Origin of the sequence: Leifsonia sp. Root1293, from assembly GCF_001425325.1 — a bacterium.
Classification (GTDB): Bacteria; Actinomycetota; Actinomycetes; order Actinomycetales; family Microbacteriaceae; genus Orlajensenia.
Genome location: NZ_LMEH01000001.1, coordinates 1,419,955 through 1,441,438, shown reverse-complemented (window position 1 = coordinate 1,441,438; position 21,484 = coordinate 1,419,955). Strand labels below are relative to the sequence as shown.

Sequence of the window (21,484 nt, the reverse complement as noted above, 5' to 3'; positions counted from 1 at the left end):
CGCGTCATGTCCGGGAGGATTGACCCATGACAGTCATCACCCCGGCACTCGAGCAGGCCTTCGTCGATGCGACCCGGGTGGCGGCTCGCGCCGTGCACCCCCTGGTCGGCTCGGGTGACAAGGACGCCGTCGACTCAGCCGCGGTGGTCGCCTTGCGGGGCGCCCTCGAGGGCGTGCACGTGGATGGCCGTGTCGTCGTGGGCGAAGGGGAGAAGGACGCCGCTCCGATGCTGTTCGTGGGCGAACGGTTCGGGGCTACGGCGCAGGCGGATGGCTCCGCCGCATCCGTGCCGGCTGTCGACATCGCCGTCGACCCCGTCGACGGCACGCGATCGGCGGCTGCCGGGGTGCCCGGAGCCATCGTTCTGCTCGCCGTGGCACCGCGTGGAGCGCTTCTGGACCTCGGGCCGGCCTACTACATGCAGAAGCTGGTGTCGTGGGTGCCCGACGCGGCCCGCTCCCTCGACGAACCGGTGGCCGTCACCCTCGAGCGTCTCTCGGTGCGCACGGGCCGCCCGGTCTCCGAGTTGGCCGTCGCCGTGCAGGATCGCGCGAGGAACGCCCGGTTCGCGGCGGATGCGGCGGCCGCCGGTGCGCGCGTCGAGCTGTTCGCCGACGGTGACGTCGAGCGTGCCATCCGGGCGTTGCTGCCCGGCGGCGACCTCGACCTGCTGCTCGGAATCGGCGGTGCTCCCGAGGGCGTCATCACAGCGGCGGCCGCGCGGATGCTGGGCGGCACCATGTTGGGCCGCTTCGCGCCGCAGGGCCCGGAGGAAGCGCAGCGGCTCGCCTCAGCCGGTCTCGATGCAGCGCAGACGTTCACGGGCACCGAGATCTGCTCCGCCGACGCCTTCGTGGTCGTGAGCTCGATCACGGGAATCGACCTGGGCGATGGGGCCCGCCTCGCACCGGTGTCGCCCGCGGGCGCTGTTCACAGCTGGACGCTGGGCACTGGCGGCACGTCCGTCTCGATCGGCTGACGGCATCCGTCCGTCTTCTCTACCCGGGGTGTCCGTATGGTCGGTCGAGGCATACGACGGCCGAGCCATCACGTACGTCGTCGTGCCTGGAAATGTGGGCGATCCGTCGACCTTGGTCGACGTTCTGGACGCGATCGGGGCGGCAACCCCGCCCGGAACGTTAAGAACGAACGAACTTTCGGGGCAGGACGCACCGGTCGACGGTCTCGACGACACGCCGAAGGCTAGGCTCGAAGAGGCGGTGGCCGACCGGTCGACCGCGGTCCGATGATGGGCCATCAGTCGTCGAATGCGTCCGGGAGGACCCAGATGAACACCTCCGAAACCGCCAGCCTCGATCAGCACCCCGATCGCAACCTCGCCCTCGAACTCGTGCGCGCCACCGAGGCCGCCTCGATCCGTGCCGTGCCGTGGATCGGCCGCGGCGAGAAGAACAGCGCGGACAAGGCGGCTGTCGATGCCATGCGCGCGTTCCTCGCCACGGTGAACTTCGACGGACTCATCGTGATCGGTGAGGGCGAGAAGGACGAGGCGCCCATGCTCTTCAACGGCGAGCACGTCGGCAACGGTCGAGGCCCGGCCTGCGACATCGCGGTCGACCCGATCGACGGTACCAGCCTGACGGCGGCCGGTCGGCAGAACGCCCTGTCGGTCATCGCCGTCTCAGACCGGGGAACGATGCTCGACGCGTCCTCGGTCTTCTACATGGACAAGATCGTCACCAACGCGGCCGGAGCCGGCGTCATCGACATCGAGCGCCCCATCGGCGACAACATCCGCGCGTTCGCGAAGGCGATCGGCAAGGACGTCGGGGAACTCCGTGTCGCGGTGCTCGACCGGCCTCGCCACGAGGGGCTCATCGCCGAGATCCGGGCGGCCGGAGCCGGAACCCGCCTCATGCTCGACGGCGACGTGGCCGGCGGCATCAACGCGGCCCGGTACGAGTCGCGCATCGACATGTGCGTCGGCATCGGCGGCAGCCCGGAGGGAATCACCACGGCGGCCGCCATCAAGGCACTCGGCGGCTTCATGCAGACCAGGCTCGCCCCCCGCAACGACGAGGAGCGCGAGAAGGGCATCGCGGCCGGCCTCGACATGGATCGCACGTACGAGGCCGACGATCTGGTCGCCGGCAACAACACCATCTTCGTGGCCACGGGCGTCACCGACGGTGGTCTGGTCGCCGGAGTGAGCCGGCGGGGGCCGACGCTGCGCACCGAATCCATCGTGCTGCGCTCCCACTCGGGCACCATCCGGAGGATCGTGGCCGACCACCTCGCCTCGAAGTGGCACTAGCTCGCTGATCGATGGCCGTTCGGCCCTGCCGCGCGTCGGTGCCTCTGTGTAGCGTTGACGGATAGCGCTCGCACGCAGCGCACACGACGCTCGACGGGGGACCGACATGGCGACGACGGATGCCGCGACGCGCCTTCCTCGCGCCCTGAAGCCGTTCGCCGACGGCCAGTACAGGCTGCTCGTCGTCGCCCTCACCTTCTCGCTGTTCAGCGGCGGCTGCTGGCTGGTGGCATCCGTCTGGCAGGTCGTCCAACTCGGCGGCAGCCCGGTCGACCTGTCACTGGTGGCCGTCGGCGCGAGCATCGGCCTGGTTCTGGCGGTGCTGTTCGGGGGAGTGGCGGCCGACCGCATTCCGCAGCGGCGCATCCTCCTCGCCTGCGAGAGTCTGCGGGGCCTGGCGTTCGCCACGGCAGCCGTCCTCGCGCTCACCGGCACCATCGAGGTCTGGCACCTCGCCGTCATCGCGTTCGTGCTCGGGGTGGCAGACGGCTTCTTCTACCCGGCCTACTCGGCGTGGCTGCCGGCGATCATCCCCGCCGACCAGTTGCTCGCTGCCAACGGAATCGAGGGCGTGCTGCGGCCGGCCGTCATGAACGCAGCGGGACCAGCCATGGCCAGCGCGCTCATCGCACTCTTCGCCCCCGGGCTCGCCTTCCTGGTGATCGCCGTGCTCCAGATCGGGGCAGCAGTGTCGCTGTACCTCATGCGCACCACTCCGGTGCGTCGCGATCTCGAGGGTGAAGCAGACCGTGAGCGCCGGCATCTCCTCGTCGAGACCTTCCTCGACCTGCGATCGGGCTTCAGCTACATGGTGAAGACCCGGTGGTTGTTCGCCACCCTCATGTTCTCGATCCTGCTGATCCTCGTGATCATGGGGCCGATCGAGGTGCTGCTGCCATTCGCCGTCAAAGACCAGACGGGTGGTGGAGCCGGTGCGTTCGCGCTGGCGCTCGCGGCTTTCGGCGTCGGCGGTGCGATCGGGTCGCTGACGGTGGCCTCGCTCAAGCTGCCGCGCCGCTACCTCACCCTGATGATTCTGGGTTGGGGCGTCGGATGCGCGCCGCTCGCAATCATCGGCTACACCAGCCAGCTCTGGGTCATGGTGATCGCCCTGTTCATCACGGGCCTCCTCTTCTCCGGTGCCAGCGTGGTGTGGGGCACCCTGCTGCAGCGGCGCGTTCCGCCCTCGATGCTGGGCCGTGTCTCGAGCCTCGACTTCTTCGTCTCGCTGGCATTTATGCCGCTCTCGATGGCTATCGCCGGCCCCGTCGGCGAGGCGATCGGCGTCGCCCCGGCGTTCCTGTTCGCCGGACTCGTGCCCGTGGGCCTGGCTCTGGCCACGCTGCTCATAGCCCGGCTCGGCCCCGATGAGCTGGCGCATCCGCTGGATGACCTGCCGCCGGATGCCGACGGAGCGGACGACGCGGTGACGGGTGCCGGTGCTGCGGCCGGATTCGACGCACCCGCCGACGAACCAGCCGATCGGTCCGCCGATCGAACGGCCGACGACCCCGCCGACGAGGAGGCCGGACGTGAGCGGCGGTCTGGCGGCTGACGCGCAGCTGGTCGCCGAGATCCTCGCTGCATCCGAGGGTGCGGCACTCAGCTCGGGCGCCCGGCGCATCGGGGCCGTGCACCTGCTGATCGGATGCCTCACCACCACCGACCCGTCGGCGCGGGCCGCGATCGCAGCCGACCATGTCGACGATCGAGCTGTCCGGGAAGCAACGACCCGGGTCCTGGACCGAGCCGTGCTGGCCGGGACGGCCGCACTGCAGGATTCGCCGGAGAGACTCGACACCGTGCCGTTCGGCGCGCCACCGCTCGCCGATGACGGCGCGGCGGTCCTGCGCCGAGCGCACGAGCTGTCTCTCAGGCGCCGACCGCGAGGCCTCCAGTCAGCCGACGTGCTCGTGGCTGTGGCTGAGCAACGCGATGGCACCGCCAGTGCCGTGCTCGACGAACTGGGTGTCGACCGTCAGCGCCTGTTCGACTTCCGCGACTGGGCGGAAAGGCACTGAGCTCCGATCGCTGGACGCGCGTACGACGCACGTCGCTCGTCAGATCGAGCGGATCTCCTCGTCGATCTCCGCGAGCTGCTCGGTGACGCGGGCTGACTCGAGTTCGCCGACGAGCTCGAAGGCCGTCAACTCGCGCGGGCTCTCCTCGATGGGGGTGAGGGGAGCGAAGACCTTCGTCTCGTCGAGCGCGCCGAGCTTCCGGGCCGTCGGAAGCACCCGGCTCTCGAGCGAGCCAACGAAGGTGTTGTAGTCCTTGACCGTGCGCTCGATCGTGCGACCGAGCTTCTCGATCTGGGTGGCCGTGGTCGACAGCCGGGAGTAGAGCTCTCGGCTGAGGTCGAACAGGGTCTTCGCCTCGTTCGTGAGCACGTCCTGCTGCCAGCTGAACGCGACGGTCTTGAGCACCGACCACAGCGTGACGGGAGAGGCGAGCGCCACCCGCTTGCTGAAGGCGAACTCCATGATCGACGGGTCGGCCTCGAGGGCGCTGGAGACCAGCGACTCACTGGGGATGAACGCGATGACCAGCTCGGGCGAGGACTGGAGGCCGTTCCAGTAGGTCTTGCTGCCGAGGGTGGTGATGTGGTCGCGCACCGCCTTCACGTGGTCCTTCAGCTTGGCCTCGCGCTGCGCTCCCTCAGCCCCTGTGGCCGTGGCGGGGATCTGGCTGGCCTCGAGGTACGCGTTGAAAGGCACCTTCGCGTCGACGGCGATGTTCTTGCCTCCCGGCAGGTGGATGACCATGTCGGGTCGCCCGGCGCCGGCATCCGTCGAGATGCTCGCCTGGGTGTCGAAGTCGACGCGCTCGATGAGCCCCGCTGCCTCGACCACGCTGCGCAGCTGCGTCTCTCCCCACACGCCGCGCGTGCTGTTGGACCGTAGAGCGGATGCCAGTGTCTCGGCGGTGGACCGGAGGCGTTCCTCGGACTCGCTCGCCTGGCGGAGCTGCTGCGACAACTCGCCGTGCTGGAGGCTGCGCTGGGTCTCGAGTTCGGTGACCTTGAGCTGCATCTCGGACAGCGACTGCTTCACGGGGGCGAGCGCCTGAAGCACCTTGCTCTCGGCCTTCTCGCGGGCTTCGCGAGCCTGCTGCTCGCTGCGGTGCTGCTCGACGACCTCGCGGTACTGAGCCTGGGCCGAGGCGATCTGCTCGCGCAGCACGCCGACCGTCGCGTCCATGGCGGCGAGCTGAGCACGCAACTCGGCCTGGACGGCGTGCTCGCTGGAACGGATCTCGGCTTGCACGGCCAGCTCGGCCGCGCGCGCCTCGGCCAGCTGGGCCTGGTGGCGCATCTCGACGACAGCCGGATCCTCCACGATCACGCCGGACCGGGCAGCGGCTTCACGGGCGGCGGCAGCCCGACGCTGCAGCAGGAACGCCGTCGCGAGGGCGCCGAGCGCGATGCCGACGACGAGGCCGATGAGAAGTCCGAGGATGTCCATGACTCCAGTGTCACCTGCCCCGCCGACACTGGGCGTGCGCCGGCCCGCGAGCCGCGGCATCCGCGGCCGCGATGACTGTGAGAACAGGCCGGCGTGGTGAGAACAGGCCGATCCGGCCTGTCCCGCGGCGGTTCGTGCGATCCGGCCTGTTTCAGGCGCGCCGCTCGTCGCGCGTTCGGCGGAGGTGAGTGCCGGGCTACGCCAGCGCCATGGGGCCGTGGGTCGCGGCCTTCGCGGCGGTGGCGACGGGGCCGATGGCCCCGAACCTCACGCCGACGACCCGGGCGAGGGCGTCCATGTCGTCGGCGCCGTGACGTGCTGCGGCGTCGATCATGATGTGCGCGCACGCCTCGGCGTCGGCGAGGGCGTCGTGGTGGGTGAAGCCCTCGAACCCGGCCGCCATGGCCGCGACCGGCAGGCGATACGAGTCGAGGGCGTAGGTCTTGCGCGCCACCTGGAGACTGCAGAGGTAACGGAAGTCGGGCACCGGGGATCCGACGAAGGTGGACGCGGCCTTGATGACGCCCATGTCGAAGCCGGCGTTGTGGGCCACGAGCACGTCGCCCTCGGCGAAGGCGAGCAGGTCGGGGAGCTGGTCTCCCCACTCGAACGCATCGGCGCACTGCTCGGGCTGGATGCCGTGGATGCGGATGTTCCACTCGTTGAACTCGTCGTGGGGGAACGGCGGGCGGATGAACCACCCGACGCGTTCGACGACCTTGCCGTCGCGCACCTTCGTCATACCGACGGAGCACGCCGAGACGTTCGATCCGTTCGCTGTCTCGAAGTCGATCGCGGTGAAGTTCACTGGCACCCTGTCATCGTTACACGCTCCTCGGACACGGCTCGCACCGACGGCGGCCTGTCGGCATCAGGACGCCCGTGACGGATGCCGCGAGCAGCATGTCTGGAGCGGGATCGGTCAGCAACTGTTCAGACGGATGTCAGCGGGCGGTCGTAGGGTGAGCGCACCCGGTCTCCCGGTCCCGCCGGAAGCAGGGAAGAGACAGGAGTTGCAGTGCACCGAGATCGTGATCGCCTCATCGAGACCTTGTTCCTCGACCTCGACGGAACGCTGCTCGACTGGAGCCGGCTGCGCGATGCCATCAGATCGACCTGCGAGGGGCTGTCTTCGGCGCACCCCGGTCTCGACCCTCTCGAGATCGAGAAGGTGAACGACGCGGTCTGGGACACGTACTGGCCCGAGGTCGAACTCGACTGGTACCGCGGCGACCTCGACAACGACGAGCTCGGGTTCGAGGCCTGGCGCCGTACCTTCGAGCACTTCGGGTTGCACGACGAAGAACTCCTGCGGGCGACGACGGATGCCTACCACCGAGCGGAACGAGGCGGTCACACCCTGTTCGACGACGTCGTCGACACCCTCGCCGAGGCGCGCGCAGCCGGGATCAGGCTGGCCGTTGTCACCAACGGACCCACCGGAGCCCAGCGCGCGAAGCTCGAGGCGCTCGGCATCGAGGACAGCTTCGATGCCGTCTTCGTCTCGGGGGAGGTCGGGGCGGCCAAGCCCGACCGTGCCATCTTCGACGTGGCCCTGGCCGAGCTCGGCGCCGATCCCGCCACAGCCTGGCACGTCGGCGACCTGCTCGACAAAGACGTGGCCGGGGCGCAGGCCGCCGGCATCCGGGGCATCTGGCTCAACCGACTCGACGAGACCGCCGCGCCGACGGATGCCGTTCCCGACCTCGAGATCACCTCGCTGCGCGAACTCCTCCCCGCCCTGCAGCTGCCCGTCCGCACCGGGGTCGGCTCGTGAACGCCCTGCCCGAGCCCGTCGACGCGTTCTTCGACGCGACGAACGCCGGCGACGTCGATCGATTCGTCGAAGCTTTCGCGACCGACGGCGTGATCGACGACTGGGGGCGCACCTTCACCGGCCATGACGGGGTTCGCCAGTGGACCGAGGGCGAGTCCATCGGCGTCGAGCAGACCTTCGAGGTCACGAGCTTCCGTATCGAGGCACGCACGGTGGTGGTGCGTGCGGACGTCGGCGGCAACGGGTTCACCGGCCCGTCCACGTTCACCTTCGACCTCACCGCCGACGGCTCCGCGATCGAGCGGATGGTCATCAGCGCGTAGCGGCCATCCCCGAAACCCGCACACACGCGCGACCGGTACGATTGACCCCCGTGGCTCTTACAATCGGCATCGTCGGCCTGCCCAACGTCGGCAAGTCAACCCTCTTCAACGCACTGACCAAGAATCAGGTGCTCGCGGCGAACTACCCCTTCGCCACGATCGAACCGAACGTCGGGGTCGTGAACCTGCCCGATCCGCGCCTCGAGACGCTCGCCGGAATCTTCAGCAGCGAGCGCATCCTGCCCGCTCCGGTCTCCTTCGTCGACATCGCCGGCATCGTGCGCGGCGCATCGGAGGGTGAGGGCCTCGGCAACAAGTTCCTGGCGAACATCCGTGAAGCAGACGCCATCGCCCAGGTCGTGCGTGGGTTCACCGACGACGACGTCGTGCACGTCGAGGGCAAGGTCGACCCCAAGTCCGACATGGAGACCATCAACACCGAGCTCATCCTGGCCGACATGGAGACCCTCGAGAAGGCGATCCCGCGGTTCGAGAAGGAGCTGAAGACCAAGAAGATCGGCTCCGACGTTCTCGCCGCGGCGCAGGAGGCGCTCGCCGAGCTGCAGAAGGGCACGCCGCTCTCGGCATCGAAGGTCGACATCACTCCCATCAAGGAGCTCGGCCTGCTCACGGCCAAGCCCTTCATCTACGTCTTCAACGTCGACGAGGCCGTGCTGACGGATGCCGCCAAGCGCGCCGGGCTCGAAGCCCTCGTGGCTCCAGCCCAGGCCGTGCTCCTCGACGCCAAGATCGAGTCGGAGCTGATCGACCTCGACCCCGCCGACGCCGCAGAGCTGCTCGCGTCGACCGGCCAGGAGGAGTCCGGCCTCGACCAGCTCGCCCGTATCGGGTTCGCCACGCTCGGCCTGCAGACCTACCTCACGGCGGGCCCCAAGGAGACCCGCGCGTGGACCATCCCGACCGGAGCCAAGGCTCCCCAGGCCGCCGGCGTCATCCACACCGACTTCGAGCGCGGGTTCATCAAGGCCGAGGTCATCTCGTTCGACGACCTGGTGGCGACCGGCTCGATCGCCGAGGCCCGCTCGCACGGCAAGGCCCGCATCGAGGGCAAGGACTACGTCATGCAGGACGGCGACGTCGTGGAGTTCCGCTTCAACGTCTAGGCGCCGGCGAGGCAGCACCGCGTCATCGCAGCAGTCTCAGCTCTCCATCGGCGGCGTCGTCGAGGCGAACGGCGGGGCTGTCGGTGCCACCGGCGGTGCGGTGGGCGGTGCGCCGGAGCTCACGAAGTCGACCCAGCCGGAATCGTAGAGGTCGTTGCCGAAGACGAGCTCGACGGGTTCGCCGGGCTTCACATCGGTTCGAGTGATCGCGCGCGACTCTCCCGAGTGTTCGGAGTCGTCGTCGTTGCTGAAGGTGTAGCGGATGTAGAGCCGTCCGCACGATGTCTCCGGGATGAGCGCCGCCTCCCAGCACCCGCGCTCGAACTGCGGCGGGCAGCCGCCGAGGCGGCCGTCGTGGTAGACCTCGAGAGCCGTCTCGAAGGTGAAACCCGTCTGCTCGAAGGTGTAGTACTCGACGGCGGGGGCCTCCCCGTTGTACGGGAGGTCCTCCTCCGACGCCTCGCCCTGGGCCGGCGCGCCGGCTGCCGCATCGCTCGCCGCAGCATCGTTCTGGGACATCTGCCCAGCGAACCCGAGAGCACCCACGGCAGTGCCCGTCGCCACGATGACCAGAGCGATGGCGCCGACGGTGATGCCGACGATGGCCAGCGCGGAGAGTCGTCGGGGCGCCGCGGGCGAGACCGGCGCCACGTACGGGATCGCCGTCGGGCTCATCGCAACGGCAGCGGCGGTGCCGTCCACGCGCGCGGGCTGGAACTCGACCGCGCGCGGGTCGAACGTCCGGCTCGCGGGCAGCCCGTCGAGGAGGGCCGTGCGCGCGGCGACCAGGGTGGTAGCCCATTCCTCGGCGGCCCGTCGCCCATCGGCATCCGGATAGCGTGACGGATGCCGTGCGGCGGCCTCGCGTGCGTAGGCGGCGTCGACGACAGCCGTCGTCAGCGGCGCGACGGGGTCGAGGCGAAGGACATGTAGGGCGGTGTTCCTATCCACATCGCGATCGTAGGGCTCGCCGAGCGCCTCGGACCGGAAGGACGCGACCCGACTGCGCGTTCGTCGACGCGCGGCAGTCCCGTCAGGAGAAGTCGAACGTGCCGGGAGGGCCGTCGTCGCTGCGGTCCACGCCGCAGAGGGCGCACGCGTGATAGGCGACGCCGGTCTCCTCCTGGTGCTTCAGGACCCAGGCGTGCAGGCCCACTCGGCAGCGGAGGGGTCTCGTCGGCATGGTGCGTACTTTCTTCGCGTTCTGTGGTGTCGCGACGCAGAGGCGCGTCGACGGGTCTCATCGCATGGTAGCCCGGCGCGGCGCGCTCTTCGCTGGTTCGGGCAGCCATCGCCCGTCGGCAGCCCACCGGCCCGGTGGTGCACTCGAGCAGGATCCGAGAAGTCTGCGGGAGCATGCCAGCATTACCGTGGGGTCATCCGCACACCAGGAGGACCCATGCCGCACACCGTCGATTTCGTGAACGTCTCCACCGAGGGGCTCGAGTCCTCTCCCGTCACGGATGCGCTCGCCGGCCTGCGCGCGAACGAGGCGCGCTACTACAAGAACAAGTTCGACCACGACTTCACCGTCGAGACCCCAGAGGAGAACCCCGAGGCTCTCGAGCGCGTGAGGCGCATCCTCGACGAGGAACGCGGGATCGCCATCTCGTCCCGTCCGCTGCAGGTGACCGACTTCGAGGTCGACGGCACTCGGATGACGTACGTCTTCTACGAGTCCGGGCTCTCGATCAACGTCATGTACGGCCTCCAGGATGGCGGCAAGCGAGCGGTCGGATTCAAGCTCTCCGATGGCATGGAGGTTCCCGATGAGCTCGCCGAACGATTCAAGTTCGCGCGCCAGAAGTCCAAGCTCGCCGGCACCATCCGCGGCTCCTTCTTCGTGATCAAGGGCCAGTACTGAGCCGACCTCGCTCCGGTGGGCGACGCCAGTGTGCCCGTCGTTCCCGAACTCCGTGCGGCGTCCGTGCAAGACTCGCGGCAGATCCGACACAGTCAGGGTGTGAGGATCGCCAGCACCGCAGCAGACGCCGACGTGACCGAGGGAGCGGGGATGCCAGACACCGCCGACCCGCCCGGCGATGCGGCGACCCGTGAGGTGGCCTGGTTCACCGCGGTCGTGCGCGACAACTCGACCGCCATCGTGCGCTACTTCGCCCGCCGCGGCCCACGACAGGACGCCGAGGATCTCGCCGCAGAGGTCTTCGCCACCGCCTGGCGTCGCCGCAACGACGTCCCGACGGACGCCGTGCTTCCGTGGCTGTACCGAACGGCCGGGTTCATCCTCGCCAACCACCGCCGCAAGACGATCGATCTCCCGGTCGACGAGGTACCGGAGGCCGGCACCGTTCGCGTCGGCGATGACCCGGAGCTGAGCGCGCTGTTCGACGCCGAACTGCGCGGCGCCCTGGCCGCAGTGGGGGAACGCGATCGCCGCATCCTGCTGCTTCACGCCTGGGAGGGACTGGACGGCGAGGAACTCGCGGCGGTCCTCGGCATCTCGAGGTCGGGAGCCGACGCCGCCCTGTCACGTGCTCGCAAGCGACTGCGCGATGCATGGGGCGAACGGATGTCGTTCTAGACCTTCGTGCAAGGTCGGGCGCCGCCCGCACATAGACATGAGTAGGCGCACGCACGAAAGGCACAACGACATGAACGACGACAACGGACTCGACCCGGACACCGGACTCGATGCCAGCGATGGACTCGACCCGGTGGCGCGACTGCGCGCCGTCGACCCGGCGGCAGGGGTGGAACCTCGAGCCGGATTCGTGGATGAGGTCGTCGCCGCGTCGACAGGGGTCACTGCCGGTTGGGGGACTGTCCGTTCCGGTGCTGTCGGTTCCGAGGCGGTCACGGACGATCCGGCGGGGGAGCCGGCGCCCGTGACCGACCTCGGTGCGGAGCGCCGGCGGCGGCGGCCGCGGTGGATTCCGATCGCGGCCGTTGCGGCGTCGATCGCGATCTTCGGTGCCGCCGGATATGCCGTGGGGGCGTCGAGTGCGGGAACCTCGAATCTCGCCGACGGGGCGGCACCGCCCATCTCCCTCCAGGGAGCGCCGCAGGGCATGTCGCCCGGTGCGCAGGAGGGCGCGGCGACCGATGGCGCCGGATCGGCGCCGAGCATCGCCGTGCCCGAGCCATCCGGAAGCCGGAAGATGGCAGGCACGGCCGACATGATGTACCCGTCGGGCTTCGGCCGCAGCGACTTCACGTCGTCCGGCCTGTCGACGGATGGCGGATCGGCCGCAGGATACGCGTTCGATCCGCGTGCATCCTCGAACGCCGAGACGGTCGGGGCTCTCGCTGCAGCGTTCGGGCTCGAGGGCGTGCCCGAGCTGAAGGACGGCGTCTGGTTCGTCGGAAGCCAGGATGGGACAGCCCCCGGACTCATGGTCTCCCTCGACGGCACCCTCTCGTACTCGTACTCCAACCCGACCATCAACCCCTGGGACTGCACGGAGACGGACGAGACCGGCGCCTGCGTTCCCTCGGGCGATGGCACCGTGCCCGGCGAGGAAGCTGCCATCCAGGCGCTGCGCTCGCTGATCGCGGCGACCGGACAGGACCCCGAGGCATTCCAGTACGGCTCCGAGACCTGGGAGGGCGCGCTCACCCGCACCGCCCAGGCCTGGCCGGTCGTCGACGGTCAGCGCGTCGACCAGCCCTGGAGCCTGGAGCTCGCGACCGAGGGCATCGTCAACGCCTACGGAGGGCTGGCCACGATCGTTCCCGTGGGCGACTACGAGGTCGTCAGTGCGCAGGAGGCCTTCGAACGGCTCTCCGATCCGCGTTTCGGCGCGCGGATGTCGGCCCTGCCCGTCGCGCTGATGAGGACTGCAGAGGGCAGTGCCGGCAGCGACGCCGCGGACGAGTGGATTCCGCCGACCGAGCCGCCGGCGACGCCGACGACCGGGGCGCCGCTCTCGTGGCCCGTGACCCGGGTCGACATCGTCGGCGCCAGGCTCGGGCTCGCGAGCCAGTGGCAGCCGGATGGCAGTGTCGTCGTGGTGCCGGCCTACGAGCTGACCGACGCCGAGGGCGGCACCTGGTCGGTCATCGCCGTGGCCGATTCGATGCTCGACTTCGCGACGGAGTAGCGCCGGAATCACCCTGGCCGCGTGTCGGCGCCATGTGGAAGGCTGGCTGCATGCCGGAATCACCGGAGGTGCAGGCGCTCGCCGAGGAACTCGCGACGAGGCTGGTCGGCCATGCGCTCACGGGCGTCGACGTGCTCGAGTTCCGCACCACCAAGACCCGAGGTCGTGCGCCCGAGTCGCTCGTGGGCGAAAGCGTCACGGGTGTCGTGCGTCACGGCAAGCTCCTCGACCTCGCCTTCTCGACCCAGCACCTCGTGGTGTCCCTCGGCCGGCACGGGTGGGCCCGATGGGGCGCGATGGATGTCGCCGCCGGTGAGGCGCAGACGCAGGGGGCCGCCGAGGTGCCGGCTGATGCACCCGTGCCGAGCCCGACGCTCGTCACACTCACCTTCGACGACGGCTCGGCTCTCGAGTTCACCGATGCCGGCGACTGGGTGTCGCTCGGCCTGTGGATCGTCGACGACCCCGCGCAGGTGCCGGCGGTGGCCAAGCTCGGCCCCGATCCGGCCGATCCGACATTCTCCCGCCGGGAATTCGATGCGGCCATGGTCGGTCGACGCAAGCAGGTGAAGGCGGTGCTCCAGGAGCAGGAGTCGCTCGCCGGAATCGGCAACGCCTACTCCGACGAGATCCTGCACTCTGCTCAGGTGTCGCCGGTGGCGCATGCTGCGAGCCTCGACGCCGACGCGCTCGACCGCCTCTTCCAGGCCACCGTGGCGACGATCACCGGGGCGATCTCCGATCGCCGGGGAGTCCCCATCGCCGATCTCAAGGCGACCAAGGTCGCTGCCATGCGCGTGCACGGTCGAGCAGGCGAGACCTGCCCTGTCTGCGGAGGCACGATTCGCGACTTCACGTTCGCAGGCACGACAGCGCAGTACTGCCCCGACTGCCAAACCGGAGGCGAGCTTCTGCCGCTCAAGTGACGGCATCCGGCTCCCCGAGTCGGCCCCGGTCCGGTGCCCGTGTGACAGATGGAAACCACTGTGGCTAGGCGGATCGGGCCGCTTCCGCAGCGTGCGACACGCCCGCGGGACGGCTCAGGGCTCGAAAAGGGGCCTCGCCGTGGCGCGCGAGCGGGTCGTACACTGCGATGAGTGCCCGGTGTTCCCCTACGTCGCCGGCCACTCGGGGAGGTTTCATCATCATGCGTTCACTTGTGCGGATGAACGCCGTCGCCATCGCGACGGCTGTCATCATCGGGTTCGGAGCGGTCGGTCCTGCAGTCGGTGCGGAGATCGCACCCGGCTCGTCCCAGAGTTCGTCGACGACGGATGCCGCCGCGACGACCGACACGACGAGCGAGCCGACCGCGCCGACCGAGCCGCCAGCGGCCGACCCGGTGCCCGGCTCCTCAACGGACCCGACGCAGGCGCCCGAGCCGTCCGCTGAGCCGAGCCCCGAGCCGACGGCCGAGCCGGAGCCGACTCCGACTCCTGATCCGGGGCCGACAACCGAGCCCGAGCCGACTGCCGGGCCGACTCCGGATCCGACAGCCGACCCCTCGAGCACGCCCACACCCACGCCGTCGGCGCCTGCCGTCTCCGAGACGAAGAACGGGCTGCTCGCCCGAGGCGCGCCGGCCGTGCAGACCGTCATCAAGCCGTTCGCGCCCGGCGCGCAGCGCCTCTCGGGCGCCGACCGCTACGAGACCGCCGTCTCGATCTCGCGACGCTTCGCCCCGAACGTGCCGGTGCTCTACATCGCGACCGGAGCGACCTTCCCCGACGCCCTGTCGGCAGCCGCGGCCGCGGCAGCCCAGGGCGGACCACTCCTCCTCACCCCGACGGCTGCCCTGCCCGAGGTCGTGCGGGCCGAGATCGTCCGCCTCGCCCCGGCACGCATAGTCGTGGCCGGTGGAGAGGCCGCCGTGAGCGCCGATGTGTACAAGACCCTGAGCACTCTGACGCCCAGCATCGAACGCCTCGGCGGCGCCAGCCGCTACGAGACCGGCGAGCTGCTGGTAGGCGGTGCGTTCAGGTCATCGCGCGAGGCGTTCATCGCCACCGGACGCGACTTCCCCGATGCCTTGGCCGCGTCCGCCGCTGCAGGAAAGCTCGGCGCACCCGTCTTCCTCATCGACGGCGTGCTGCCCGGAGTGGGCCAGAGCACCTACACCCTTCTCGAGCGTCTCGGGGTGAAGACCGTGCGCATCGCGGGCGGAAGCGCCGCCGTCAGCGACGCGATCGAGAGCCAGGTGAGCTCTCGCGGCTACGCGGTCAAGCGACACGAGGGGCAGGATAGGTACCTCACGGCTGCGGCCATCAACGATGCCGTCTTCCGCACGAGCCCCACCCAGCCCTTGGCGACCGCCTTCATCGCCACGGGCTCCGACTTCGCCGACGCTCTCCCCGGAGCGGCCCTCGCAGGCGGACTCCGCTCGCCGCTGTACATCACGCGCGCCCAGTGCATACCGCAGCCGGCAGCCATTGCCATCAACGAGTTGCAGCCGATCTCCCGGGTGATCCTCGGCGGAGAAGCCGTCGTCGGCAACCCCGTGCTGCAGAACACGGCTTGCGCTCAGGTGTGGGCGAAGCCCGCCTCCGGCCGGATCACCGGATCGTTCGGCCCCCGCGAGCCCATCTGCACGCCGGGCGGATGCTCACAGTCGGTCCACCGCGGCACGGACATCGGTACCGGTTGCTGGGCGCCGATCTACGCGGCGTCCGGTGGTCGGGTCAGCTATGCAGCGCCCCTCGGCACCTACGGCAACTTCGTGAAGATCGCCCACGGCGACGGCATCGACACCGGCTATGCCCATATCGTCACGGGCGGAACTCTGGTGCGTGTGGGGCAGTTCGTGGTCGCCGGGCAGCAGATCGCCTGGTCGGGCGCGACGGGCGCCGCGACAGGCTGCCACCTGCACTTCGAGGTGTACAGGAACGGCGTTCAGACCGACCCGGTTCCGTTCATGTCGCTCCAGGGAATCAAGATCGGCTGATGCTGCCATGACGGAACGCCGCCTCACGCTCGCCTGTCCGCGCTGCGCGTCGACGGCGAACGTCGGCGTCGCCGTCGTGCCGACCATGGGCGACTCCGGTCTCGCCGTCATCGACTACGACTGCCCGGGTGGATGCAGCTACGACGACATCAGCGATGCCGTCGACGCCGCCCTGGGCATCCGTCGCGACCTCGGCTGACGGGCTTTCGTGACGTCGCGGTGACTTGCGCTCCACCGGGCGCCCGCTCCGGAGTAGCCTCGGATCACCCCGCACCGCCGCGGTCGCGGGAGGAGGGGAGCATCATGAGCAATCACACCTACCGCGTCACCGAGATCGTCGGCACCTCGCCGGAGAGCACCGACACTGCCATCCGCAACGGCATCGCCCGAGCCGCGCAGACGCTGCGCAACATCGACTGGTTCGAGGTGGTCTCGACCCGGGGAGAAGTCGCCGATGGAGGCGTCGCGCACTTCCAGGTCACGCTCAAGGTCGGTTTCAGGCTCGAGGACTGACCACGGTGGCGGTCACGGATGCCGACGGCGGAGTGCTGGCCCGGGCGGTCGAGTTGGCGCGTACAGCGCTGGAGGCCGGCGATGAGCCGTTCGGCTCCGTCCTGACGGATGCCGCCGGAACCGTTCTGTTCGAGGACCGCAATCGCACCTCGGGCGGCGACGAGACGCTGCATCCGGAGTTCGAGATCGCCCGCTGGGCGGCGAACAACCTCGCGCCCGAGCAGCGCGCGAGCGCGGTCGTCTACACCTCGGGCGAGCACTGCCCGATGTGTTCGGCGGCGCACGCCTGGGTCGGGCTCGGTCGCATCGTCTACGCGGCATCCGCCGCCCAGATCAGTGGATGGCGTTCTGAGTGGGGTGCTTCGCCGAGCCCCGTCGCGGTGCTGCCCATCTCGACAGTCGCCCCCGGAATCGCCGTCGACGGTCCCGTCGAGCCGTTCGCCTCCGAGGTGCGGGAGCTGCTGCAGCGCTCTGCGGAGCGCCGCTGATCCGGTGCACGCCGCGGCCGGCTGGTGCGGGCCGCGGCGTGCGGCGCCGGACTCGGCCGGGCGCAACCCCTCCCGAATGTCGCCAGGTCGGGCCAGACTGGACGGGTGCCCGAGATGCCCGAGGTCCATGCGCTCGTCGCCTTCCTGGCTGAGCGGACCGTCGGTCACGCCATCAGCCTGGCGAGCATCACGTCGTTCTCGGCGCTCAAGACCTTCGAACCGCCCATCGATGCTCTCGCCGGCGCGACGATCTCAGGGGTCGAGCGGCGCGGCAAGTTCATCGACATCGAGACCGATGCCGCCCATCTGGTGTTCCATCTCGCCCGCGCGGGCTGGCTGCGCTGGTTCGACACGGTGCCTGCCACGGCCATCAAGCCCGGCCGATCACCGATCGCCCTGCGGGTGCGCCTCGATGACGGCTCCGGCTTCGATCTCACCGAGGCCGGAAGCAAGAAGTCCCTCGCCGTCTACGTCGTGCGCGATCCTGAGGATGTTCCCGGCATCGCACGCCTCGGCCCCGATGCCCTCGCCGAAGATTTCACCGAAGCCGAGTTCGCCGAGGTGCTGCGGGGTCGCCGCACCCAGATCAAGGGGCTCCTCCGCGATCAGTCGATCATCGCCGGCATCGGGAACGCCTACTCCGACGAGATCCTGCACGTGGCGAAGCTCTCGCCGTTCGCGATCGCGGCGACGATGTCCCCGGAGACCGTCGCCCACCTGTACCGCGCCATGCGCACGACGCTGACGGATGCGGCGGCCGTCGCGTCCGGCAAGCCGCCGGCCGAGCTGAAGGACGCCAAGCGGGCCAACATGCGCGTCCACGCCCGGTCCGGGCTGCCCTGCCCGGTGTGCGGCGACACCGTGCGCGACGTCAACTTCCACGACTCGAGCCTGCAGTACTGCCCGACGTGCCAGACCGGCGGCAAGGTGCTCGCCGATCGCATCCTGTCGCGGCTGCTGAAGTAGCCGGCCCCAGCGGCGCCGGCCCGAAGCCCTGTCGATCGTGGCCCTGATCCCTCAGAGGCCGGTGACCAGCGCCTGCTTCAGCTCCTCGCTGATATCGGGGGTCTCGTCCACCTCGACGGCGAGGGCCTGGATGGCGCGGCTGTAGTAGTTGCGCGCTGCGGCTGCCAGAGTGATGTCGAGGATCTCGCGGTCGCTGAACCCGACATCGCGCAGGCGCTGGCTGTCCGCATCCGTCATGGTCGACGCATCGATGCTCACCTGCTCGGCGAAGGCCATCATCGCAACCTCCGCCTCCGTGAGGTCGGCATCGCTGTAGTCCCGCGCTATCCGGATGAGCTGCTCCTCGTCGAACAGCCCGAGCGTGACGGAGCGTCGTCCGTGTGCCAGTCGGCAGTGCCGGGAATGCGATCCCCGCGCTGCAGCCAGCGTCACCAACTCGTAGCGCCGCTTGCCCATGGGCCGGCCGATGGCCGTGATGAGCGCCTCCCACGCGTCGTAGGCCTCGGGATGCAGCGCCATCACGCGGGTGTGCGTGGCGACGAAGCCCTGATCGTCGATGTCCTCGGCGTAGAGCTCGGCGAGGCGGCCCGTCGCCTCGTCGTCGGGAACTGTACGGATGATCGACATGATCGTGCCTCCTCGAACGGATGCCGTCCATCGTCGCACCGAGTGTCCTCCGGCGGAAGGGAGAGTCGTCGACCCCTACTCGGGCTCCGTCAGCAGGCGCGCGTAGTTCGACATCGAGCGCCTGTAGCGCGGAAGGTGCGGGACGAGGGCCTCGATGGCGACGCGGAGGGCGTCATCCGGCCGGCCGAGATCGTGCAGGACGAGAGCCAGCACGGCACCCGGCGCGCCGCCCAGAGCATGCGGATCGGCCTGCGTGATGATCTCGAGTGCCTCATCGAGCTCGCCGAGCACCCGGCGCGAGCTGGCCATCTGCACCAACGTGCGAGTCCGGCGCACCTCGTCCAGGCCGGCAGCCAGGCCGGCCACGTAGTGCCCGACCGCCTCGGCGGTGCGCCCGGTCGAGTCGCGAACGCAGCCGCGCTCGAACTCCCCGCGACCGTCATCGGCCGGGCAGTGGGCTGTGAGGGCGTCGAGTCGGGCGACGAGCGGGTGCGCCTGCTCGTCGCTCTCGGGAGGAGCGGCATCGAACGATGCCCAGAACTCCGCGACCTGCTGTTCCCATTCCTCGATCGTCATGCCCCAACGCTAACGAACGCGGACCTCGGCTCCGGCCCCGGCCGGTCCGGGTTGCCCGCCTCGGCTCGGATGTGGCTCGGATGCGGCACCCCGATCCTGTGTACCTGCCGGTGATCCATGGCGATCGGGGCCGCGACGTGGTTCGCTGGCCTCATGGCCGAGCTGGCGATGTTCCCCCTGGGTTCCGTGCTCTTCCCGCACATGCCGCTGCTGCTGCGCGTCTTCGAACCGCGGTATCTGGTGATGCTCTCGCGCCTGCTCGAGACCGGCCAGGCCGAATTCGGAGTGGTGCTGATCGAGCGCGGCCAGGAGGTGGGCGGGGGAGAGCACAGGTTCTCGGTCGGCACCGTCGCGTCCGTCACCGAGGTGGGAACGGCCGACGGCACGCTGGCCCTGGTCGCCCAGGGCGGAAGCCGCATCGAGGTTCTCGACTGGCTGCCGGAGGATCCCCACCCTGTGGCCGAGGTGCGCGTGCTTCCCGATCTGGTGTGGTCGGAGGACGACCGAGACGCCCTCGTCACCGCGGAACGGGTGGTGCGGCGATCCCTCGCGCGGGCGAGCGAGTTCGTCGAGTCGACCTGGTCTGCCGACGTCGTGCTCTCCGACGATCCGGCCCGGGCGTCGTGGCAGCTCGCCGGGATCGCCCCTCTCGGGGAACTCGACCAGGTCGCCCTGCTGAGGTCCACGAGCTTCGCAGCGCTCCTGGCGTCCCTGGTCGAGCTCACCGAGGCGGCTGCGGAGATCGTCGCCCCCGACTGGCTCGATCCGGTGACGGATGCCGGGGACATCGGCGATGACGATGACGATGACGATGACGCGTTCGGTGAACCCGACGACGATGACGACGATGACGACGACCGGGGTGGCGGGGGCCGCTACGGGCTGGGGGGATGACATGCCGACTGACGACATCGCGACGCTCGCGATCTACTCCGACCATCTGAGCGCGGCGGCGGTGACCGCCGCCCTCGGCGTTGAGCCCACGTCCATCCATGAGATCGGCGATACCCGCCGACGCTCCCGCTCACGCCGGGCCGGCAGTCATTCGCCGACGCAGTACACCCACTCGCTCTGGGAGCACACCGTGCGAGCGGATCCGGCCCGGAGTGGAGTGGCGGATGCGGCCGGATCCACCAGCATCCGCCTCCTCGTCGACGTGTTCCGCGAGAAGCAGGGGCAACTCGAGACACTGCGCGCCGACTACGAACTGCGCATCTGGTGGTCGGCGATCTCGTCGAGCACGCAGGCGCCGTTCGTCTTCGACGCCGACCTCGTGCGCGGCCTCGCCATCATCGGCTGCGATCTCTACGGCACCGCCTATCTGGAAGCCGACGGGATCGACGCCGTGCTCTAGAGGCTCATGGTTTCGCATCCGGCAGGCGAGTGCCGGTGAGCGACTCCGCCACGCTCCAGAGCGAGGCTGCCAGGTCGACACCGCGAGCGGAGCGCGGCGGGTCGACCCGCTTGGTGGGGCCGACGAGACCCAGCCGGTCGGGGCCGTAGTAGCTCCCCTGCGACGCATACGGGTAGGTCGCGGCGAACAGCAGCGGCTCGGTCCCCTGCTCGACGCCCTGCGATGGCACGATGGTGTGCTCCCCGGACAGGGGCGACCGCCGCGGTGTCTCGCGGCCCAGGTTTGCGCCCGCGCTCTGCAGGTTCGTGCGGGTGAACCCCGGGTGCGCGAAGGTGCTGATCAGCTTCCATCCCCGTTCGTCCGACACTCGAGCGAGGTGCTGGGCGGCGAGCATGTTCGCGAGCTTCGACTGCGCGTACGCGAGCATCGGCACATAACGACGGTCGACGTACTGCAGGTCGTCGAAGTGAATCCGCCCGGCGTTGGCCACTCCGCTGGTCATGGTGGCGACCCGCGGATGCCCCGACTCGAGCACGAGCGGCAGGAGCAGGTTCGTCAGCGCGAACGGACCCAGGAAGTTGGAGCCGAACTGCAGTTCGAAGCCATCGCGGGTCTCCATCCGCTTCGGCGGTGCCATCACGCCGGCATTGTTGACGAGGATGTCGAGAGGCCGGCCATCGGCGAGGAGCGAGTCGGCGAAGGTCCGCACCGTGGCCAGCTCGGAGAGGTCGATGTGCCGGACTTCGAGGCTCGCCTCGGGGTGCTGCTCCAGGATCTCGGAACGGGCGGCCTCTCCCTTCTCGATCGTGCGCACGGCCATGACGACGTGCGCTCCGGCGGCGGCGAGGCGTCTCGTGGCCTCCCTTCCGGTTCCGCTGTTCGCGCCGGTGACGACGACGAGGCGTCCGGACTGGTCGGGCACCGTGTACATGGAGACTCCTTCGCGAGATAATAGACCGGTGGTCTCTTCGAGGCCACGATAACAGACCGCAGT

26 protein-coding genes are annotated in these 21,484 nt (G+C 69.6%); 19 read left to right on the top strand and 7 right to left on the bottom strand.

The window, feature by feature from the left end; all coding sequences use genetic code 11:
• Positions 1 to 26: 26 nt before the first annotated feature.
• The 5 genes from ASC59_RS06710 (at position 27) to ASC59_RS06695 (ending at position 4,297) form a co-directional block, all read left to right on the top strand.
• The gene (locus tag ASC59_RS06710; protein ID WP_055819901.1) at positions 27 to 980 is read left to right on the top strand and encodes a fructose-bisphosphatase class II; all 954 of its coding nucleotides are present in this window, start codon (positions 27 to 29) and stop codon (positions 978 to 980) included.
• Between the two features lie 28 nt (positions 981 to 1,008).
• The gene (locus tag ASC59_RS17185; protein WP_157487942.1) at positions 1,009 to 1,251 is read left to right on the top strand and encodes a hypothetical protein; all 243 of its coding nucleotides are present in this window, start codon (positions 1,009 to 1,011) and stop codon (positions 1,249 to 1,251) included.
• Positions 1,252 to 1,289: 38 nt separating this feature from the next.
• Positions 1,290 to 2,276 (top strand): class II fructose-bisphosphatase, encoded by a 987-nt coding sequence (gene glpX / locus ASC59_RS06705; RefSeq protein ID WP_055819898.1) that lies wholly within the window; start codon positions 1,290 to 1,292, stop codon positions 2,274 to 2,276.
• A gap of 106 nt (positions 2,277 to 2,382) precedes the next feature.
• Positions 2,383 to 3,831, top strand: a complete 1,449-nt coding sequence (locus ASC59_RS06700) for an MFS transporter (RefSeq protein ID WP_055819895.1) — start codon at positions 2,383 to 2,385, stop codon at positions 3,829 to 3,831.
• Positions 3,809 to 4,297, top strand: a complete 489-nt coding sequence (locus tag ASC59_RS06695; protein WP_055819891.1) for a Clp protease N-terminal domain-containing protein — start codon at positions 3,809 to 3,811, stop codon at positions 4,295 to 4,297. The genes ASC59_RS06700 and ASC59_RS06695 overlap by 23 nt, the downstream gene beginning before the upstream one ends.
• Positions 4,298 to 4,336: 39 nt before the next feature.
• Here the strand turns inward: ASC59_RS06695 and rmuC are convergent, their stop codons facing one another.
• Positions 4,337 to 5,740, bottom strand: a complete 1,404-nt coding sequence (rmuC, locus tag ASC59_RS06690) for a DNA recombination protein RmuC (protein ID WP_055819887.1) — start codon at positions 5,738 to 5,740, stop codon at positions 4,337 to 4,339.
• Between the two features lie 196 nt (positions 5,741 to 5,936).
• The gene (locus tag ASC59_RS06685; RefSeq protein WP_055819884.1) at positions 5,937 to 6,554 is read right to left on the bottom strand and encodes a 3'-5' exonuclease; all 618 of its coding nucleotides are present in this window, start codon (positions 6,552 to 6,554) and stop codon (positions 5,937 to 5,939) included.
• Between the two features lie 204 nt (positions 6,555 to 6,758).
• Between ASC59_RS06685 and ASC59_RS06680 the strand changes: the two genes are divergently transcribed.
• From ASC59_RS06680 to ychF, 3 genes are read left to right on the top strand one after another with little or no spacing between them, the layout of a single operon-like run.
• The gene (locus ASC59_RS06680) at positions 6,759 to 7,517 is read left to right on the top strand and encodes an HAD family hydrolase (protein WP_055819882.1); all 759 of its coding nucleotides are present in this window, start codon (positions 6,759 to 6,761) and stop codon (positions 7,515 to 7,517) included.
• On the top strand, positions 7,514 to 7,840 hold the full coding sequence (locus ASC59_RS06675; protein ID WP_055819879.1) for a nuclear transport factor 2 family protein: 327 nt from the start codon (positions 7,514 to 7,516) through the stop codon (positions 7,838 to 7,840). Before ASC59_RS06680 ends, ASC59_RS06675 begins: the two co-directional genes overlap by 4 nt.
• 50 nt (positions 7,841 to 7,890) lie before the next feature.
• Positions 7,891 to 8,964, top strand: coding sequence for a redox-regulated ATPase YchF (gene ychF, locus ASC59_RS06670; protein ID WP_055819876.1), 1,074 nt, complete (start codon positions 7,891 to 7,893; stop codon positions 8,962 to 8,964).
• Positions 8,965 to 9,000: 36 nt separating this feature from the next.
• On the opposite strand, the gene ASC59_RS06665 is transcribed toward ychF, so the two are convergent.
• Together ASC59_RS06665 and ASC59_RS17180 are read right to left on the bottom strand one after the other, a co-directional pair.
• Entirely contained in the window at positions 9,001 to 9,915 is a 915-nt protein-coding gene (locus ASC59_RS06665) for a hypothetical protein (RefSeq protein ID WP_055819872.1), read from the bottom strand.
• Between the two features lie 82 nt (positions 9,916 to 9,997).
• Positions 9,998 to 10,147, bottom strand: a complete 150-nt coding sequence (locus tag ASC59_RS17180; protein WP_157487940.1) for a hypothetical protein — start codon at positions 10,145 to 10,147, stop codon at positions 9,998 to 10,000.
• 216 nt (positions 10,148 to 10,363) lie between these two features.
• Between ASC59_RS17180 and ASC59_RS06660 the strand changes: the two genes are divergently transcribed.
• The 9 genes from ASC59_RS06660 to ASC59_RS06615 all read left to right on the top strand — a co-directional run bounded on the left by ASC59_RS06660 (position 10,364) and on the right by ASC59_RS06615 (position 17,933).
• On the top strand, positions 10,364 to 10,828 hold the full coding sequence (locus tag ASC59_RS06660; RefSeq protein ID WP_055819869.1) for a hypothetical protein: 465 nt from the start codon (positions 10,364 to 10,366) through the stop codon (positions 10,826 to 10,828).
• 99 nt (positions 10,829 to 10,927) lie between these two features.
• Positions 10,928 to 11,506, top strand: coding sequence for an RNA polymerase sigma factor (locus ASC59_RS06655; protein WP_235492599.1), 579 nt, complete (start codon positions 10,928 to 10,930; stop codon positions 11,504 to 11,506).
• Positions 11,507 to 11,576: 70 nt separating this feature from the next.
• Entirely contained in the window at positions 11,577 to 13,025 is a 1,449-nt protein-coding gene (locus tag ASC59_RS06650; protein ID WP_055819866.1) for a hypothetical protein, read from the top strand.
• 50 nt (positions 13,026 to 13,075) lie between these two features.
• Positions 13,076 to 13,951, top strand: a complete 876-nt coding sequence (locus tag ASC59_RS06645) for a DNA-formamidopyrimidine glycosylase family protein (RefSeq protein WP_055819863.1) — start codon at positions 13,076 to 13,078, stop codon at positions 13,949 to 13,951.
• A gap of 239 nt (positions 13,952 to 14,190) precedes the next feature.
• Entirely contained in the window at positions 14,191 to 15,966 is a 1,776-nt protein-coding gene (locus ASC59_RS06635; RefSeq protein WP_157487939.1) for a cell wall-binding repeat-containing protein, read from the top strand.
• Between the two features lie 7 nt (positions 15,967 to 15,973).
• Entirely contained in the window at positions 15,974 to 16,165 is a 192-nt protein-coding gene (locus ASC59_RS06630; protein ID WP_055819854.1) for a hypothetical protein, read from the top strand.
• Positions 16,166 to 16,269: 104 nt separating this feature from the next.
• A complete protein-coding gene (locus tag ASC59_RS06625; protein WP_055819851.1) occupies positions 16,270 to 16,479 on the top strand; it encodes a dodecin in 210 nt (69 codons plus the stop codon).
• A gap of 5 nt (positions 16,480 to 16,484) precedes the next feature.
• Positions 16,485 to 16,967, top strand: a complete 483-nt coding sequence (locus ASC59_RS06620) for a nucleoside deaminase (protein ID WP_055819848.1) — start codon at positions 16,485 to 16,487, stop codon at positions 16,965 to 16,967.
• Positions 16,968 to 17,072: 105 nt separating this feature from the next.
• Entirely contained in the window at positions 17,073 to 17,933 is an 861-nt protein-coding gene (locus tag ASC59_RS06615; RefSeq protein ID WP_055819844.1) for an Fpg/Nei family DNA glycosylase, read from the top strand.
• Between the two features lie 51 nt (positions 17,934 to 17,984).
• Here the strand turns inward: ASC59_RS06615 and ASC59_RS06610 are convergent, their stop codons facing one another.
• On the bottom strand, positions 17,985 to 18,560 hold the full coding sequence (locus ASC59_RS06610; protein ID WP_055819841.1) for a carboxymuconolactone decarboxylase family protein: 576 nt from the start codon (positions 18,558 to 18,560) through the stop codon (positions 17,985 to 17,987).
• Between the two features lie 75 nt (positions 18,561 to 18,635).
• Positions 18,636 to 19,136 (bottom strand): tetratricopeptide repeat protein, encoded by a 501-nt coding sequence (locus ASC59_RS06605; RefSeq protein ID WP_055819839.1) that lies wholly within the window; start codon positions 19,134 to 19,136, stop codon positions 18,636 to 18,638.
• A gap of 117 nt (positions 19,137 to 19,253) precedes the next feature.
• On the opposite strand from ASC59_RS06605, the gene ASC59_RS06600 reads away from it, so the two are divergent.
• Both ASC59_RS06600 and ASC59_RS06595 read left to right on the top strand, forming a co-directional pair.
• Entirely contained in the window at positions 19,254 to 20,030 is a 777-nt protein-coding gene (locus ASC59_RS06600; protein WP_235492598.1) for an LON peptidase substrate-binding domain-containing protein, read from the top strand.
• 1 nt (position 20,031) lies between these two features.
• Positions 20,032 to 20,490, top strand: coding sequence for a DUF4279 domain-containing protein (locus tag ASC59_RS06595; RefSeq protein ID WP_055819837.1), 459 nt, complete (start codon positions 20,032 to 20,034; stop codon positions 20,488 to 20,490).
• A 4-nt stretch (positions 20,491 to 20,494) separates the two neighbouring features.
• Here ASC59_RS06595 and ASC59_RS06590 read toward each other — a convergent pair whose 3' ends face one another.
• The gene (locus tag ASC59_RS06590; protein ID WP_055819834.1) at positions 20,495 to 21,421 is read right to left on the bottom strand and encodes an SDR family oxidoreductase; all 927 of its coding nucleotides are present in this window, start codon (positions 21,419 to 21,421) and stop codon (positions 20,495 to 20,497) included.
• Positions 21,422 to 21,484 lie beyond the last annotated feature (63 nt).